Below are 17,797 nucleotides of genomic sequence, written 5' to 3'. Positions count from 1 at the left end.
CCGCCACGTCGTCGCCGGATGCCGCCGCGCCCGCGCGCAGCGTGCTGCTGCTCATCAACCCCGTGGCGGAGGCGTGCCGCTTCCGCCTGCCCGCGGGCGAATGGTCGGCGGTCTTCGACAGCGTCCGGGCCGACGGCCGCCCGGCGCCGCAGCCGCCCGGCCACGCAACGAATCCCGTCGAACACACGCTGCCCGCGCGCGCCGTGCTCGTCCTGCTCGAATCCGCACAACACCACCAGGAGTCCTGATCATGCCTGCCGAAGCTGCCAACCGACGACGGATCCTCACGCGCCGCACCCTCGCCCTCGTGCTCGCCGGCGGGCGCGGCTCGCGCCTGCGCGATCTCACCAACGTGCGCGCCAAGCCGGCGGTACACTTCGGCGGCAAGTTCCGCATCATCGACTTCGCGCTGTCGAACTGCATGAACTCGGGCCTGCGCCGCATCGGCGTGATCACCCAGTACAAGTCGCACTCGCTGCTGCGCCACCTGCAGCGCGGCTGGAGCTTCCTGCGCAACGAGATGGGCGAGTTCGTCGACCTGCTGCCGGCGCAGCAGCGCACCGACGAGGAACACTGGTACCAGGGCACGGCCGACGCGGTGTTCCAGAACCTGGACATCATCCGCAACTCCACCCCGCCCGACTACATCGTGGTGCTCGCCGGCGACCATGTGTACAAGATGGACTACTCGATCATGCTCGAGGACCACGTCGCCAGCGGTCGTGGCGTCACCGTGGGCTGCATCGACGTGCCGCGCGAGGAGGCCAAGGCCTTCGGCGTGATGGCGATCGACGAGCGTCGCCACATCACCGCCTTCGTCGAGAAGCCCGCCGACCCGCCGCCGATGCCGGGCAACCCGGAGCTGTCGCTCGCCAGCATGGGCATCTACGTGTTCTCGGCCGATTACCTCTACCACCTGCTCGAGGACGACGCGAAGAATCCGGACTCCAGCCACGACTTCGGCAAGGACCTGATCCCGCGCGCGGTGGCCGAGCACCAGGCGCTCGCCCACCCGTTCACGCTCTCGGCGATCGCCGCCCCGCCCTTCTCCGGCCCCTACTGGCGCGACGTTGGCACGGTGGACGCCTACTGGGCGGCCAACCTCGACCTCGCCTCGACCACGCCCGCGCTCAACATGTACGACAAGGACTGGCCGATCTGGACCTACCAGGAGCAGCTGCCGCCGGCCAAGTTCGTCCATGACCTGGACGGCCGCCGCGGCGAGGCGATCAACGCGCTGGTGTCGGGCGGCTGCATCGTCTCGGGCTCGACGGTGCGCCAGTCGGTGCTGTTCTCCAACGTGCTGGTGCGCTCCTACAGCACGATCGAGCAGGCGGTGGTGCTGCCCGATGTGCAGATCAACCGCCACTGCCGCCTGAAGAAGGTGGTCATCGACCGCAGCTGCGTGATCCCCGAGGGCACCGTGATCGGCGAGGACGCCGAGGATGATGCGCGCCGCTTCCACCGCACCGAGGGCGGCGTGGTGCTGGTGACGCGCGAAATGCTCGACCGACTCTGAGCCAAGGAAAAGAAGATGCGGATCCTTCAGGTTTGTGCCGAGATCTTCCCGCTGCTGAAGACGGGCGGGCTGGCCGACGTCGCCGGGGCGCTGCCGCCGGCCCTGGGCGCGCTCGGGGCCGGGCTGCGGGTGCTGCTGCCCGGCTTCGACGCCATCCTCGCCGGGCTGGAGTCGCCCGTCGAAGTCGCCCGCCTGCAACCGCCGGGCGCGATGGGGAGCCACCCCGCGCGCCTGCTGCGGGGGCGCCTGCCCGCGGTCGGGGTGGACGCCTACGTGATCGACGCTCCCGGCTGGTACCGGCGCACGGGCGGCCCCTACGCCGACGCCGGGCAGCAGCCCTACGCCGACAACCACCTGCGCTTCGGCCTGCTCGGGTGGACTGCCGCCGAGCTCGCGCAGGGGCTGGACGCGTCCTGGCAGCCCGACGTGCTGCACGCGCACGACTGGCACGCCGGCCTCGTCCCCGCCTGGCTGCAGGCCGCGGCGATGAGCGGGCGGAAGTTGCCGGGTTGCGTGTTCACGGTGCACAACCTCGCCTACCAGGGCCTGTTCCCGCGCGCCTGCTTCGACGCGCTCGGGCTGCCGGCGCATTTCTTCTCGATCCACGGCGTGGAGTTCCACGGCCATCTCAACTTCATGAAGGCCGGGCTGTACTACGCCGAGCGCGTCACCACGGTGAGCCCGAGCTATGCGCGCGAGATCCAGGCACCGGAACAGGGCTGCGGGCTGGACGGACTCTTGCGCGCCCGCGCGCACGAGCTCTCGGGCATCCTCAATGGGGTCGATGCGGCGGTGTGGGATCCGGCCACCGACGCCCTGCTTCCCGCGCGCTACACGGCGGACGACCTGGCCGGCAAGGCGCGCTGCCGCAGCGCGCTGCGCCGCGAGCTCGGGCTGGCGGGCAAGGCCGAGGGCCCGTTGTACTGCGTGGTGAGCCGGCTCACCGAGCAGAAGGGCCTGCACCTGGTGCTGCAGGCGCTGCCCGCGCTGCTGGCCGATGGCGGCCAGTTCGCCCTGCTCGGCAGCGGCGACGCCGGTCTGGAGGCCGCCTTCCGCGACGCGGCCGCGGCGACGCCGGATGCGGTGGCGGTGCGTCTCGGCTACGACGAGGCCTTCGCCCACCGCCTGATCGCCGGCAGCGACGTGATCCTGGTGCCCTCGCACTACGAGCCCTGCGGGCTGACCCAGCTCTACGGCCTCAAGTACGGCACCCTTCCCCTGGTGCGCCGCGTCGGTGGACTGGCCGACACGGTGGCCGACACGCGGCTGGAGACGCTGGACACGGACGCCACCGGCTTCGTCTTCGAGGAGTTCTCCGCCGCCGCACTCGAGCGCACGCTGCAGCGCGTGCAAGCCCTCCACCGCCGCCCGGCCGAATGGCGACGCGTGCGCGCCCGTGGCATGGCGCGGGATTTCGGCTGGACCCGCGCCGCCACCGAATACCTCGCCCTCTACCGCAGCCTCATGCCGATGTCGGCGCTCCCGTAGACGCGAAAGCCGCCCCGCCGACGCGCAACGCCGCCCAAGCGCAGCATTCGCGCCTGCCGGCGCTCCTACAGGAAACCATCACGGCGCGGAGGGCGACACGAGCATCGAGCCCGCACCGCCTCCTGTAGGAGCGCCAGCAGGCGCGAAGGAGACCCCGCCGACGCGGGTCGCATGCTCGAAGGCCCGATTCGCGGCTGCCGCCGCTCCTACAGGAACCATCGCGGCTCGGTGGGCCGCACGAGCATCGAGCCCGCACCGCCTCCTGTAGGAGCGCCGGCAGGCGCGAAGGAGACCCCGCCGACGCGGGTTGCAAGCTCCAAGCCCCGATTCGCGGCGGCCGCCGCTCCTACAGGAACCATCCCCGCTCGGAGGGCCGTACGAGCACCGAGCCCTCGCCGCCTCCTGTAGGAGCGCCGGCAGGCGCGAAGGACGCGGCGCCGACGCAGCCACCTTCGTCGCGCCTTCCCTTGCGAAAGGCCTAAAATGCCGGGTTTCGCCCCCGCGTGTCATGTGCCGCGGGCGGGCGCCACCCGTTTTCCGGAACGCCAACGAGTTCTCATGGATCTTGCCCAGTTCACCCTGCAGTACGACCGCCCGAGCGACGACGTCGACTCGCTCAAGCGTGCGATCGCCAACAAGCTGATGTACCAGATCGGCAAGAACCCGGAATCGGCGCTGCCCGAAGACTGGCTGCACGCGGTCGCCTACACGGTGCGCGACCACCTGCTCGAGCGCTGGATGAAGACCACGCGGGCGAGCTACGCGCAGGACGTCAAGCGCGTCTACTACCTGTCGATGGAGTTCCTCATCGGCCGCAGCCTGGGCAACGCCATGCTCGCGCTCGAGCTCGCCGGCCCGGTGCGCGAGGCGCTGCGCGCGCTCGACATCGACCCCGACAGCCTGCCCGAGCTCGAGCCCGACGCTGCGCTCGGCAACGGCGGCCTCGGCCGCCTGGCGGCCTGCTTCCTCGACTCGATGGCGACGCTCGGCGTGCCCGGCTTCGGCTACGGCATCCGCTACGACTACGGCATGTTCCGCCAGCAGATCGTCGACGGGCAGCAGGTCGAGGTGCCCGACTACTGGCTCACCCACGGCAACCCTTGGGAGTTTCCCCGCCCCGAGATCCGCATGCGCATCCGCTTCGGCGGGCACCTGCAGGAGGACGGCGGGCAGGTGCACTGGGTGGGCACCGACGACGTGCTGGCGATGGCCTACGACTCGATCATCCCCGGCTACGGCACCGAGGTGACCAACACGCTGCGCCTGTGGTCGGCGCGTGCGACCGAGGAGATCGACCTCTCGGCCTTCAACCGCGGCAACTACTTCGGCGCGGTGGAAAGCAAGAACCACTCCGAGAACGTGTCGCGCGTGCTCTATCCGGACGACTCCACCCTCGAGGGCCGCGAACTGCGCCTGCGCCAGGAATATTTCTTCGTCTCCGCCAGCCTGCAGGACATCCTGCGCCGCTACCGCGTCGGCCACGGCGACTTCGAGGCCCTGCCCGACAAGGTCAGCATCCACCTCAACGACACCCACCCGGTGCTTGCGGTGCCCGAGCTGATGCGCCTGCTGGTCGACGAGCACGGGCTGGCGTGGGAGCACGCCTGGGCGCTGTGCCGGCGGGTGTTCTCCTACACCAACCACACCCTGATGCACGAGGCGCTGGAGACCTGGCCGCTGGAGATGCTCGGCCGCGTGCTGCCGCGCCACCTGCGCCTCATCTTCGACATCAACGCGCACTTCCTCGCCGAGCTCAACGCCGAGCTCGGGCCCGACGTCGAGCGCATGCGCCGCATGTCGCTGATCGACGAACAGGGCGAGCGACGGGTACGCATGGCCTACCTGGCGATCGTCGCCTCGCACTCGGTGAATGGCGTGTCGGCGTTGCACTCGGCGCTGATGCGCGAGTCGATCTTCGCCGACTTCGCGCGCGTGTGGCCGCAGCGCTTCAACAACAAGACCAACGGCGTGACCCCGCGGCGCTGGCTGGCGCACGCCAACCCGGGGCTGGCGGCGCTGATCGACAGCCGCATCGGCCCGGGATGGCGGCGCGACCTGGAGCAGCTCCACGGCCTGCGCGCGCACGCCGACGATGGCGACTTCCTGCACACGCTGCGCGCGGTGAAGCAGGCCAACAAGCTGCGCCTCGCGCAGTGGATCGGCCAGCACTGCGGCCTCCACGTCGATCCGGCGGCGCTCTTCGATGTGCACGTCAAGCGCATCCACGAGTACAAGCGCCAGCTGCTCAACGTGCTGCACCTGGTGAGCCGCTACCAGCGCATCCTCGCCGAACCGGACGCCGAGCACGTGCCGCGGGTGGCGATCTTCTCCGGCAAGGCGGCCTCGGCCTACCGCATGGCCAAGCTGGTGATCCGCCTCATCAATGACGTGGCCGCGGTCATCAACGCCGATCCGCGTGTCGGTGATCGCCTCAAGGTGGTCTTCGTACCCAACTTCTCGGTGAGCCTGGCGGAGCTGATCATCCCCGCGGCCGACCTCTCCGAGCAGATCTCCACCGCCGGCACCGAGGCCTCGGGCACCGGCAACATGAAGCTCGCGCTCAACGGCGCGCTCACCATCGGCACGCTGGATGGCGCCAACGTCGAGATCCGCGAGCAGGTCGGCGAGGACAACGTCTTCATCTTCGGCCACACCGCGGCCGAGGTGGCGCAGATCCGCAACGGCGGCTATCAGCCGCGCCAGTACTACGAGCGCGACCCGCAACTGGCCGCGGCGCTCGACGCGATCCGCGAGGGCCTCTTCAGCCCGGACGAGCCGGGGCGCTACCAGGCGATCTTCGACACCCTGGTGAACTGGGGCGACCACTACCTGCTGCTGGCCGACTACGCGAGCTATCTCGACGCCCAGGCCGAGGCCGACGCGCGCTATCGCGACTTGCTGCAATGGAGCCGGTGCAGCCTGCTCAACATCGCCGGCATGGGGGTGTTCTCGTCCGACCGCACCATCGCCGAGTACGCGCGCACGATCTGGCACACCGCGCCGCTTCACATCGGCAGCCCGGGCGGGCTGTGAGGGGAAGGCGCGGATAAGCGCATTGGATCACGGGGTCGCACCGTTTCCATGACGCGGCCCGCCGAGTCCGCGCGATAATCATGCTGCAGTGCACGCAAAGACAGGGAGCCCATCGTGGCGACAGCAGAACTCGAAGACATCCTCGAACGGCACCGGCGCGATCCGCTGCAGTTGCTGCAGATCCTGATCGAGCTCCAGGCCCGCGACGGCTGGCTGGCGCCCGCCACCCTCGGCGCGCTGGCGGACGCGCTCGGCATGCCGCGCGCCCGCGTCGAGAGCACGGCGAGCTTCTACAGCTTCCTGCACACCCGGCCGGCGGGCGAGTACCGCATCCTGTTCTCGGACAACATCACCGACCGCATGCTCGGCAACCAGGCGCTGATGCAGGCGCTGTGCGACAAGCTGTGGCTGCAGCCGGGCAAGGTATCGGAGGACGGCCTGGTGAGCGTGGCAACCACGTCGTGCACCGGCATGTGCGACCAGGGGCCGGCGCTGCTGGCCAACGGGCGCACGGTCACCCGCCTCACCCCGGAACGCATCGACGAGATTGCGCACCTGATCCGCCGCCGCGTGCCGGTGGGCGACTGGCCGCCGGAGTGGTTCCACGTCGAGGACAACATCCGCTGCCGCGACGTGCTGCTCGACCACGGCCTGGCACCGGGCCAAGCCCTCGCCGCCGCGCTCGAGCGCGGGGCGACGAGCATCCTTGGCGAGATCGAACGCTCCGCGCTGCGCGGCCGCGGCGGCGCGGGCTTCGGCAGCGACATCAAGTGGCGCTCGTGCCGCGACGCCTGGGGCGACGCGCACTACGTGATCTGCAACGCCGACGAGGGCGAGCCCGGCACCTTCAAGGACCGCGTGCTGCTCGCGAGCTACTTCGACCTGGTGGTCGACGGCATGTGCATCGCCGGCATGGCGATCGGTGCCAACAAGGGCTTCATCTACCTGCGCGGCGAATACCGCTACCTGCTCGACCGCCTCGAGACCCGCCTCGCCCAGCGCCGCGAGCAGGGCCTGCTCGGGCGCAACATCCTCGGCCGCGGCTTCACCTTCGACATCGAGATTCACCTCGGCGCCGGGGCCTACATCTGCGGCGAGGAGTCCGCGCTCATCGAGTCGCTCGAGGGCAAGCCGGGCAAGCCGCGCATCCGCCCGCCCTTCCCGGTCACCAACGGCTACCGTGGCCAGCCGACCACGGTGAATAACGTCGAGACGCTCGCGCTCGCGGCGTTGATCGCGGTGCGCGGTGGCGAGTGGTTCCGCGCCATCGGCACGCCGGCCTCGACCGGCACCAAGCTGCTCTCGGTGTCGGGCGACGTGGCGCGCCCGGGGATCTACGAGTTTCCCTTCGGCGTCAGCGTCGCCGAGGTGCTCGAGGCCGCCGGCGCGCGCGACACGCAGGCGGTGACCAGCGCGGGTGCGGCCGGGCATTGCCTGGCGGCGGACGAGTTCGGCCGCCGCATCGCCTTCGAGGACGTGGCCACCGGCGGCTCGATCATGGTGTTCGACGCCTCCCGCGACATGTTCGAGGTGGCGCGCAACTTCGCCCACTTCTTCGCGCATGAGAGTTGCGGCTTCTGCACGCCCTGCCGCGTCGGCACCGCGGTCAATGCGCGCCTGCTGGACAAGCTCGCCGCCGACCACGGCTCGCCCTACGACCTCGACGAGATGGCGAAGATGCACCGGCTGATGCAGGGCGCCAGCCACTGCGGCCTGGGCAACACGGCGACGATCGCGATCGACGACATGCTGGTCAAGTTCCGCCCCGCCTTCGAGCGGCGCCTGCACTCGCCCGACTACGAGCCCGCGTTCGATCTCGACGCCGCGCTGTCGCAGGCGCGCCGGATGACCGGCCGCGACGACCCCGGCGCCCACCTCGGCGACAACCGCGGGGCGCTGGCCGAGGAGCGCGCCCATGCGCACGGCCGCGCCACCACGGCCGGCGTGCAGGACGCCCCCGCCTCCGCCGAGCCCGCCTCGGCAAAGGATCTGCAGCCATGAACGATTCCTTCCTGCTCGACGGCGAGGACATCCCCTTCACGCCCGGCCAGACGGTAATGCAGGCCGCAGCCGCCGCGGGCAAGTACATCCCGCACCTTTGCTGGCATCCGGACTTCGCCGCGCACGGCTCGTGCAAGCTGTGCACGGTCAAGATCGGCGGTCGCTTCGCCACGTCCTGTACGGTGCGCGCCGCTGCCGGCCAGGAGGTGGAGAACCGCACGGACGAGCTCGACGCCAAGCGCCGCACGCTGCTGCAACTGCTGTTCGTCGAAGGCAACCACTTCTGCCCCTCGTGCGAGAAGAGCGGCGACTGTGCGCTGCAGGCCACCGCCTACGAGATGGGGATGCTGACGCCGCACTTCGACCACTTCTACCCCGACCGCCCGGTCGACGCCTCGCACCTCGAGGTGCTGCTCGAGTTCAACCGCTGCATCCTGTGCGAGCTGTGCGTGCGTGCCAGCCGCGATGTCGATGGCAAGAACGTGTTCGCGCTCGCCGGGCGCGGCACCCGGTCGCACCTGGTGGTCAACAGCGACACGGGGCGTCTCGCCGACACCGACTTCGCCGCCACCGACCGCGCCGCCGCGGTGTGCCCGGTGGGGGTGATCCTTAAAAAACGGGTGGGCTTCGCGGTGCCGATCGGGCAGCGCACCTACGACCGCCAGCCGATCAGCGCGAGCATGGGCGCCAACGACAAGGCCGGCGCGGGCATCGGGGAGGCCGGCTGATGCGCATCGAGACCACGAACGGCGCGGGCGGCGCGCCGCGCAAGCTCAAGGTGGCGACCGTGTCGCTGGCCGGCTGCTTCGGCTGCCACATGTCCTTCCTCGACATCGACGAGCGCATCCTGCCGCTGCTCGAGCTCATCGAGTTCGACCGCTCACCGCTCACCGACATCAAGCACTGCGGCCCCTGCGACATCGGCCTCATCGAGGGCGGGGTGTGCAACGCCGAGAACGTGCACGTGCTGCGCGAGTTCCGCGCCAACTGCAAGGTGCTGATCGCGCTCGGCGCGTGCGCGGTCAACGGCGGCCTGCCGGCGCAGCGCAACCACCTCGAGCTCGCCGACATCCTGCAGGAGGTCTACCGTACCGGCCACGGCCTCGCCGAGGGCAGCCGCATCCCCGATGACCCGGAGCTGCCGCTGCCGCTGAACCAGGTCCATCCGGTGCATGAGGTGGTGAGGATCGACTACTTCTTGCCGGGCTGCCCGCCCTCGGGCGATGCGATCTGGGCCTTCCTGACCCAGTTGATCGAGGGCAAGGCCCCCCGCCTTGCCCACGGCCAGCTGCATTACGACTAAGGCCGCTTTCGCGCCTGCCGGCGCTCCTACAGAAACCCTCGCGGTGCGGTGCGACGCAGGAGCGGCGGCAGCCGCGAAGCGGACGACTGGAGGTGCGATGCGCGTGCCGTTCCCGATTGCCGTCTTCGCGCCTGCCGGCGCTGCTACCGAAACCCTCGCGGTGGGATTCTTGCTGCGCAAGCGCGGCGCCCCCCACAGAACTCTTACTCAAAAACGCGAAGGACACCAGCCATGAACTTCGAACTCGAAACCGCCTCGGTTCCCGGCGAAAACCTGCGCCGCGTCGCCATCGACCCCGTGTCGCGCGTGGAGGGCCACGGCAAGGTCACCATCCTGCTCGACGAGAACAACAAGGTGCACCAGGTGCGCCTGCACATCGTCGAGTTTCGTGGCTTCGAGCGCTTCATCCAGGGCCGCCCGTACTGGGAGGTGCCGGTGATGGTGCAGCGCCTGTGCGGCATCTGCCCGGTCTCGCACCACCTCGCGGCGAGCAAGGCGCTCGACCTCATCGTCGGCGCGAGCAAGGTCACCCCGACCGCCGACAAGATGCGCCGCCTGATGCACTACGGCCAGATCCTGCAGTCCCACGCGCTGCACTTCTTCCACCTGTCCTCGCCCGACCTGCTGTTCGGCTTCGGCTCCGAGGTCGGCCGGCGCAACATCGTCGGCGTGGCGCAGCAGTATCCCGACATCGCGAAGAAGGGCATCCTGCTGCGCAAGTTCGGCCAGGAGGTGATCCGCCTCACCGCGGGCAAGCGCGTACATGGGACCGGCGCGGTGCCGGGCGGCGTCAATCGTTCGCTGACCGCCGACGAGCGCAAGGACCTGCTGAAGGACGCCTACCAGATGATCGCCTGGAGCCGCGACGCGGTGCGCATCATCAAGGAGCTCCACCAGCAGGACCCGGCGCTCTACGACCACTTCGGCACCGTGCGCTCGAGCTTCATGGGCCTGGTCGCACCCGACGGCAGCCTCGACCTCTACCACGGCGTGCTGCGCGCCAAGGACGCCGACGGCCGGATCCTCTTCGACCAGGTGGACTATCAGACCTACGACCGCCTCATCACCGAGGAGGTCAAGCCCTGGAGCTACATGAAGTTCCCCTACTTCACCTCGATGGGCCCCGAGGCCGGCTGGTACAAGGTCGGCCCGCTCGCGCGCGTGCAGAACTGCGACAGCATCCCCACGCCGTTTGCCGAGCACGAGCGCCGCGAGCTCGTCGCCTACGCCGGCGGCAAGCCGCTGCATGGCAGCCTGGCCTTCCACTGGGCGCGCATGATCGAGATGCTGTTCGCCGCCGAGACCATCAAGGACCTGCTGCACGACGACGACCTCTCCGGCACCGAGCTGATGGCCGGCGGCGAGCGTCGGCGCGAGGGCGTGGGCGTGATCGAGGCGCCGCGCGGCACCCTCTTCCACCACTACCAGGTGGGTGACGACGACCTCGTCACCATGGCCAACCTGATCGTCTCCACCACCAACAACAACCAGGCGATGAACACCGCCGTGCGCGAGGTGGCGAAGCAATACCTCGACGGGCAGGAGATCACCGAGGGCCTGCTCAACCACATCGAGGTCGCCATCCGCGCCTTCGACCCCTGCCTGTCCTGCGCCACCCACGCGCTCGGCAAGATGCCGCTCGAGGTCACGCTGGTGGATGCCGAGGGCACGGAGCTGGACCGGAAGTACAAGGCGTGAGCGCTGTGGCCAGCGGGGACGGTGCGCCGGTGCAGCGGCACGAAGCGCCTGCGCCGGGCTCCGGGCTGGAGGCGGTGGTACCCGCGCCAGTGCTGGTTTTCGGCTGGGGCAACCCGAGCCGGGGGGACGATGCGCTCGGGCCGCTGTTCGTCGACGCGGTCGAGGCGCTGAAGCTGCCCGGCGTCGAATGCCTCACCGACTTCCAGCTCCAGGTCGAGCACGCGCTGGACCTGAAGGGGCGCGCGCGGGTGCTGTTCGTCGATGCCTCGGCCGATGCGGCGGCGCCCTTCACGTTCGAGCGTATCGAGCCTGCACGCGATGCGAGCTTCACCACGCATGCGGTGTCGCCGCACGCGATCCTCCAGGTGTTTCGCGAAGTTGAAGCCGAGCCTCCGCCTCCATGCTGGCTGCTGGCGATTCGAGGAGAAGGCTGGGAGCTTGGTGCTCCGACGAGCGCCACCGCGCGAGAGAACCTGCGTGCGGCGATCGCCTGGTCGCGAACCTGGCTTGCACAGGGCTGAGCCGCGCCGGGCTCATTCGACCAGGCTGCGCGTGACGCCCTGGTCCCACACCTGCCGCATCGCCTGCGCAATCGGGCCGAACCCGCCGCGCATCCCCGCCTCGACGAGCATTCCCGCACCCACGTCCGCGACCGCATCCGCCACTTCGGACAGGATCTCGCGCGCCTGCGCCCCGCCCAACCCGCAATGCCGCTGCGCGAACTGCAGCATCACCTTGGCGCTTGGCCACGACTTGCGACCGTCGAGCGTCAAGGCCATCACATCTCTCGGCAGATAGACCTGGGTCGTGACGATGTCGTAGGCCGGGGCGCAGCCGACAGGATGGTCTGGCGCCTCATACACCACGCCGAAATTCTTCAGATGCGCATCGCCATTGCGTAGCGCGCAGCACACCGCCAGCAGCCGGAAGAGGTGGGCGAGTGTCTGCAGGCGTTGCCCGGGCGAAACGAAGCAGGCCAGCGTTTTCGCCAGCGCTTCGTAGCTCCCGTCGTACTTGGCGGCGACCGGCAGCCCCTGCAGCACGCAGGCGTCCTCGAAGCCCAGGTAACGCCCCGTCTCGTCCAGATCGAAGCGCTCGACGACCAGGAAGCGCCCGTTGTCGGACAAGGCGTGGGCGGGAACCGGCAAGCCGGCGCGCAGCGCGACCTGCAGGCAGAAATACTCGTTGGCCGCGAGCTCGGGAAACTCGTCCGCCTCCCAGGTCTTGACGATGTGCGTGGCGCCCCGCACGGTCAGGCTACGTCGCCCGTCGCCGGAGAGCGACCAGGCACGCTCATCACGCACCAGCACCTTGGGCTGTACGCCGGAAACACCGCTCGAAGTTGCAAAACGTTCGACGAGGTCGGCGAACAGGTCCTCCGCTCCGCCATAGGCCAGGATCTCCGCCACGCTCTGCATCGGCTGCGTGCCCCCGGCGTTCGCTGACTCCTCGCCGTAGCGCAGCCGACCGATCTGCGCCGGCCCGACGATCTTAAGCAGGGCGAGGTCGTCAAACCCCGGCACGGTTTTGCGAAAACGCCGCTCGAGCACAGCGCGCAAACGCCCCTCTGGCAGATTCATCTGGAACACCGGATGGAGTCCGTCCGGATACTCATAGCCGGCGAGCTTCAGCGGCATGGTCAGCGAAACAGCCTCGCTCGGCCGCGCAGCAGGGTCGTAGGCAAAGGCGCAACGTCGCGGATCCGATCCCACTCGATCGAGCCGTCCGCTCAGCACGCCATCCGCCCACACCTTCAGCATCATCGTCTCCCGCGCTCCGCGAGCAGATCATCCAGCGTCGGCAGTCGCCCCTCGGGCATCACCTGCAACTCCAGCCCCAGCAACGCGCAGATGCGGAGGACCTTTCGGATACCGATCTCGCCGATGCTGCCGTTCTCGAGCTGCGACAGGCTGGTACGGCCGACACCTGCGAGGCGTGCGAGTTCGTCCTGGGTGAGTCCGCGTGCCTGGCGCGCCGAGCGAAGCCTCGAGCCGATTTCGATCATGTCCATGATCTGTATATTAAACAAAAAGCCGTTTTTTTGGCCCCATGTTTTATATACTGAACATAAACGATGTCTACGCACCGAACGTGCGTTTTCCGATGCAGCGATCTGTCTCCGGGGAGGCGGATCCCGCTCGCGGGTTCCCCGTGCCTATGCCAACCCGCGCAGCTGCTCCAGCGCCTCTTCCACGCGCTCGACCGCGATCACCGTCAAACCTTCGATCGGCTGTTTCGGTGCGTTCGCGCGCGGCACGATGGCGGTGTCGAAGCCGAGCTTGGCGGCTTCCTTCAGGCGCTCCTGCCCGCGCGGCGCGGGGCGGATCTCACCCGCGAGGCCGACCTCGCCGAACACCGCGAGGCCGCGCTTCAAGGGTCGGTCGCGCAGCGAGGACACGATCGCGAACAGGATCGCGAGGTCGGCCGCCGGCTCGGTGATCTTGACCCCACCGACGGCGTTGACGAACACGTCCTGGTCGAAGCACACCACGCCGGCGTGGCGATGCATGACCGCGAGCAGCATCGCCAGGCGGTTCTGCTCCAGCCCCACCGACAGGCGCCGGGGGTTGGGGCTCTGCGACGAATCGACCAGCGCCTGCACCTCGACCAGCAGCGGGCGGGTGCCTTCCTGGGTGATCAGCACGCAGCTGCCGGCGACCTGCTGCGAATGCTGCGACAGGAAGATCGCCGAGGGGTTGGAGACGCCGCGCAGGCCGCGCTCGGTCATGGCGAATACGCCGAGCTCGTTCACCGCCCCGAAGCGGTTCTTGAACGCGCGGATGAGGCGGAAGCTGGAGTGGGTGTCGCCCTCGAAGTAGAGCACGGTGTCGACGATGTGCTCGAGCACGCGCGGGCCGGCAAGCGTACCGTCCTTGGTGACGTGGCCCACCAGGATCAGGCTGGTGCCGCTCTGCTTGGCGAAGCGCGTGAGCTGGGCGGCGCACTCGCGCACCTGGGCGACCGAGCCAGGGGCGGACTGCAGGGCCTCGGAATAGACGGTCTGGATCGAGTCGATCACCGCCACGCGCGGGCGCGCCTCGCGCAGGGTGTGCAGGATGCGCTCGAGGTTGATCTCGGCGAGCATCTGCAGGGGCGAAGGCGGCAGCTGCAGGCGCTGGGCGCGCAGCGCGACCTGCTCGCCAGACTCTTCGCCGCTGACGTAGATCACGCCCCCGACCGACTTGCCGCCCTTGGCCGCAGCGCCCTCGCCACCGGCGGCCGGGCGGGTCGCGGCCAGGTTGGACAGCGCCTGCAGCAGCAGGGTGGACTTGCCGATGCCCGGGTCGCCACCGATCAGCACGACCCCACCGGAGACGAGGCCGCCGCCGAGCACGCGGTCGAACTCATCCAGCCCGGTGGGCTGGCGCGGCTCCTCGCGCGGCTCGAGCGCGGATAGCGGCTGCAGCCGGCTGGTCTCGCCGGCGAGCGCGGCGAAGCGGCTGCCCGCGGCCGGCGCGGCGGGCTCGAGCACGGTCTCGACGAGGGTGTTCCAGGCCTGGCACTGCGGGCACTGGCCCTGCCAGCGCACGGCCTGCGCACCGCATTCGGTGCAGACGAAAGCGGATTTCTGGCGTGCCATCAGGGTCTTCCGATACGGCGACAGGGCTGCGGCAGCGGCCGCAGCTTGCGGGGGATCAGTCCTCGTCCTGCTCGGCCGCGATGCGGGAGAACTCCTCGCACACGTGGTCGGCGAAGGCGTTGATCAGCCGCGAGCGGAACTTGTCGCGCGGCAGGATGACCTCGAGCGGGGTGTGCAGGCGCGGCTGCAGCGGGATCGCCACCAGCCGGCCCTCTTCCACGTCGCGCCGGATCGCGCGCCCGGAGGCGATCGCGAAGCCGAGGCCCGCAGCCGCGAGCTGCTTGACCGCGGCGAGGCTGCCGAGCTCGGCGCACAGGGTGATCTGGCTGCCCGCGATGCCGGCGGCCTCGAAGAATTCGTCGGCGATCTGGCGGATGCCGTTGCCCGGGTCACGATCGATGAAGGGGTGGCCGACGAGGTCGCGCGCGGTGAGCTCCTTGAACTTCGCCAGCGGATGGTCGGGGCTGCAGATCACCAGCAGGTCGTCGCGCGCGGCGCTGCGGCGTTCGATGCTGGGCTGCTCGGTGGCGATCTCGATGAGGCCGAGGTCGAGGTCGCGCGCGGCAACACGGTCCTCGGTGAGCTTGGAGGTGCCGACCACGACCCGCGGCAGCACGCCGGGGTAGCGGCGCTTGAAGCTCTCCAGCACCTGCGGCAGCCAGTAGGCGGCGATCGTGGTGCTGGTGCCGATGCGCAGCTGGCCGGCGAGCTCGTCGGTGAGCTCGGAAACGCGCGAGTCGAGCTCGGCCGACAAACCGAGGATGCGCTCGGCGTAGGCGAGCACGAGCTCGCCCGCGGCGGTGAGCGTGATCTTGCCGTGACCGCGATCGAGCAGGCGGGTGTCGAAGTGTTCCTCGAGCTGCTTGATCTGGAAGGTGACGGCCGGTTGCGTCATGTGGAGGTGTTCCGCGGCACGGGTGAACGAGCCGTGCTTCGCAACCGCGTGGAATACCTGGAGTCTGCGATCTGCCATGGTGTGGATAAGTACGATTTATATAAGCGAATTAAAGCACAATCCAGCGCATTCGGGGGGATCGCTGCGCGTTCGTCGCGAGGCCCTCCCCGCTGCCGCCGCAAACCGTTGCCATACGGGCGTTTGCGCGCCCCCGCACGCGCGCTGCGCGAGATCATCACCGGGCAATCGGCTTCGTGATATAAACCGCGCTTCGACCTTCCGCCGCGACCCGACGATGCCGCTCGGCTTCTACATCATCATGGCAGCGCAGTTCTTCTCCGCGCTGGCCGACAATGCCTTGCTCATCATCGCCATCGCCATGCTTCGGGACATGGCGGCCCCCTCCGAATACGAGCCGCTGCTCAAGCTCTTCTTCACCGTCTCCTACGTCGCGCTCGCCGCCTTCGTCGGCGCCTTCGCCGACTCGATGCCCAAGTGGCGGGTGATGCTGATCAGCAACACGATCAAGATCGGCGGCTGCCTGATGCTCTTCCTCGGCACCCACCCGCTGCTCGCCTACGCGGTGATTGGCCTCGGCGCGGCGGCCTACTCGCCGGCCAAGTACGGCATCCTTACCGAATACCTGCCCCACCGCCTGCTGGTCGTGGCCAACGGCTGGATCGAGGGCCTCACGGTGGCGGCGATCATCGTCGGCACCGTGGTCGGCGGCATCATGATCCGTGGCGACGTCGCCTCCTGGCTGATGGGGCTGGGCCTGCCCGGCGTCGGCTCGGCCTTCGGGGCGGCGGTGCTGATGGTCGGCACCCTGTACCTGGTGGCGGCGATCTTCAACATGTACATCCCCGACACCGGGGTGGATCACAAGCCGCTCAAGAGCAACCCGCTCTACCTGCTGCACGACTTCAACCACTGCCTGCGCCTGCTCTGGCGCGACAAGCTCGGGCAGATCTCGCTCGCGGTCACCACGCTGTTCTGGGGCGCGGGCGCGACCCTGCAGTTCATCGTGATCAAGTGGGCCGAGCACAACCTCGGCATGAACCTGTCGCAGGCCTCGATGCTGCAGGGCGTGGTGGCGCTCGGCGTGGCGACCGGCTCGGTGCTGGCGGCGCGCTACATCACGCTGCGGCGCGCGGTGAACGTGATTCCGCTCGGCATCGCGATGGGCCTCGGGGTGATGACCATGGTGGGCGTGACCGAGGCCTGGATCGCGATGGTGCTGATGGTGATCGTGGGCGGCCTGGCCGGCTTCTTCGTGGTGCCGATGAACGCCCTGCTGCAGCACCGCGGCCACATCCTGATGGGCGCGGGGCACTCGATCGCGGTGCAGAACTTCAATGAGAACCTGTCGATCCTGGTGATGACCGGAACCTACGCGCTGCTGATCGTCCTCGGGCTGTCGATCAACACCGTGATCGTGATGTTCGGCCTCCTCGTCGCCGGCACCATGCTGCTGGTCAAGCGCCGCCACGAGGCCAACCAGCGCGAGTTCGACAACGTCGCGCTGCTGGAAGACCGGCTGCACTGAGGCCCGGCCGTACCCAGGCGGGCGGGGCCCGCTGTCCCCGCCCGCCGCCCGCGGCGGCCCCCCCCTGCGTTGTCCGGCCCCTGCCCTCAACCCGCCTCGGCCATCAGCCGACGCGCGAAGCAGAGGTCTTCCCAGGCCTTGGCCTTGTCCTGCGGGTTGCGCAGCAGATAGGCCGGGTGGTAGGTGACCACGACCGCAACGCCCGCGCGCTCGAAGCGCTTGCCGCGCGCCGCCGAGATCGCGATCTCCCGATCGAGCAGCGCCTGCGCGGCCGGGCGGCCGAGCGCGATCAGGAGCTGCGGCTGCACGAGCGCGATCTGGCGATCGAGGTAGGGCAGGCAGGCGGCGATCTCGCCGCGCTCCGGCGTGCGGTTGTGCGGCGGCCGGCACTTGACGGCGTTGGCGATGTAGACGTCCTCGCCGCGCTTCAATCCGATCGCCGCGAGCATGTTGTCGAGCAGGCGCCCGGCCTGGCCGACGAAGGGCTCGCCGCGCTGATCCTCCTCCGCGCCCGGCGCCTCGCCCACCAGCATCCAGCGCGCCTGGCGGTCGCCCACGCCAGGCACGGCCTGCTTGCGGCGCTCGCACAGCGCGCAGGCCCTGCAGTCGTGGATCCCGGCTTCGAGGGCCTCCCAGTCGAGCGTCGCGATGCGCGCGCTGCGCGCCGGGTCGGGCGCTGCGGACGTGGCTGCGGGCGTGGGAGTGGCCGCGGGCTGGGGACGCGCGGCGTGGGC

Annotated in this window: 14 protein-coding genes and 1 pseudogene; 10 read left to right on the top strand and 5 right to left on the bottom strand. The window is 69.5% G+C overall.

Annotated features, from left to right (window positions below; translation table 11 throughout):
* The 9 genes and pseudogenes from C667_RS11280 to C667_RS11240 form a co-directional block, all read left to right on the top strand.
* Positions 1-248: pseudogene (locus tag C667_RS11280) on the top strand (glycogen debranching protein GlgX); the annotation flags it as partial.
* Between the two features lie 2 nt (positions 249-250).
* A complete protein-coding gene (glgC, locus tag C667_RS11275; RefSeq protein ID WP_004363425.1) occupies positions 251-1,519 on the top strand; it encodes a glucose-1-phosphate adenylyltransferase in 1,269 nt (422 codons plus the stop codon).
* Positions 1,520-1,534: 15 nt separating this feature from the next.
* The gene (glgA, locus tag C667_RS11270) at positions 1,535-3,007 is read left to right on the top strand and encodes a glycogen synthase GlgA (protein WP_004363422.1); all 1,473 of its coding nucleotides are present in this window, start codon (positions 1,535-1,537) and stop codon (positions 3,005-3,007) included.
* A 558-nt stretch (positions 3,008-3,565) separates the two neighbouring features.
* A complete protein-coding gene (locus tag C667_RS11265; RefSeq protein WP_004363420.1) occupies positions 3,566-6,040 on the top strand; it encodes a glycogen/starch/alpha-glucan phosphorylase in 2,475 nt (824 codons plus the stop codon).
* Between the two features lie 114 nt (positions 6,041-6,154).
* A complete protein-coding gene (locus C667_RS11260; protein WP_004363418.1) occupies positions 6,155-8,041 on the top strand; it encodes an NAD(P)H-dependent oxidoreductase subunit E in 1,887 nt (628 codons plus the stop codon).
* A complete protein-coding gene (locus C667_RS11255) occupies positions 8,038-8,769 on the top strand; it encodes a 2Fe-2S iron-sulfur cluster-binding protein (RefSeq protein ID WP_004363408.1) in 732 nt (243 codons plus the stop codon). The genes C667_RS11260 and C667_RS11255 overlap by 4 nt, the downstream gene beginning before the upstream one ends.
* A complete protein-coding gene (locus C667_RS11250; RefSeq protein ID WP_004363407.1) occupies positions 8,769-9,344 on the top strand; it encodes an NADH-quinone oxidoreductase subunit B family protein in 576 nt (191 codons plus the stop codon). The genes C667_RS11255 and C667_RS11250 overlap by 1 nt, the downstream gene beginning before the upstream one ends.
* A 231-nt stretch (positions 9,345-9,575) precedes the next feature.
* Positions 9,576-11,042 (top strand): Ni/Fe hydrogenase subunit alpha, encoded by a 1,467-nt coding sequence (locus C667_RS11245; RefSeq protein WP_004363405.1) that lies wholly within the window; start codon positions 9,576-9,578, stop codon positions 11,040-11,042.
* Positions 11,039-11,563: a hydrogenase maturation protease gene (locus C667_RS11240; protein WP_245538464.1), complete on the top strand. Its 525-nt coding sequence runs from the start codon at positions 11,039-11,041 to the stop codon at positions 11,561-11,563. The genes C667_RS11245 and C667_RS11240 overlap by 4 nt, the downstream gene beginning before the upstream one ends.
* A 12-nt stretch (positions 11,564-11,575) precedes the next feature.
* On the opposite strand, the gene C667_RS11235 is transcribed toward C667_RS11240, so the two are convergent.
* From C667_RS11235 to C667_RS11220, 4 genes are all read right to left on the bottom strand, one after another.
* Positions 11,576-12,805, bottom strand: a complete 1,230-nt coding sequence (locus tag C667_RS11235; RefSeq protein ID WP_004363401.1) for a type II toxin-antitoxin system HipA family toxin — start codon at positions 12,803-12,805, stop codon at positions 11,576-11,578.
* The gene (locus tag C667_RS11230) at positions 12,802-13,053 is read right to left on the bottom strand and encodes a helix-turn-helix domain-containing protein (RefSeq protein ID WP_039921328.1); all 252 of its coding nucleotides are present in this window, start codon (positions 13,051-13,053) and stop codon (positions 12,802-12,804) included. Before C667_RS11230 ends, C667_RS11235 begins: the two co-directional genes overlap by 4 nt.
* A gap of 144 nt (positions 13,054-13,197) precedes the next feature.
* On the bottom strand, positions 13,198-14,622 hold the full coding sequence (radA, locus tag C667_RS11225) for a DNA repair protein RadA (RefSeq protein ID WP_004363399.1): 1,425 nt from the start codon (positions 14,620-14,622) through the stop codon (positions 13,198-13,200).
* 55 nt (positions 14,623-14,677) lie between these two features.
* A complete protein-coding gene (locus tag C667_RS11220; RefSeq protein WP_083881313.1) occupies positions 14,678-15,595 on the bottom strand; it encodes a LysR family transcriptional regulator in 918 nt (305 codons plus the stop codon).
* Positions 15,596-15,812: 217 nt separating this feature from the next.
* Here C667_RS11220 and lplT point away from each other — a divergent pair, with 217 nt between their 5' ends.
* Complete coding sequence (gene lplT, locus C667_RS11215) at positions 15,813-17,063, top strand: lysophospholipid transporter LplT (protein WP_004363397.1); 1,251 nt, start codon at positions 15,813-15,815, stop codon at positions 17,061-17,063.
* A gap of 86 nt (positions 17,064-17,149) precedes the next feature.
* Here the strand turns inward: lplT and C667_RS11210 are convergent.
* On the bottom strand, positions 17,150-17,797 hold a 648-nt coding region (locus C667_RS11210; RefSeq protein WP_004363396.1), incomplete at its 5' end, for a uracil-DNA glycosylase.

This window comes from Thauera phenylacetica B4P, from assembly GCF_000310225.1.
GTDB lineage: Bacteria > Pseudomonadota > Gammaproteobacteria > Burkholderiales > Rhodocyclaceae > Thauera > Thauera phenylacetica.
Note: the sequence above shows the minus strand (reverse complement) of the source record. Positions and strands in the feature narration are given on the sequence as shown.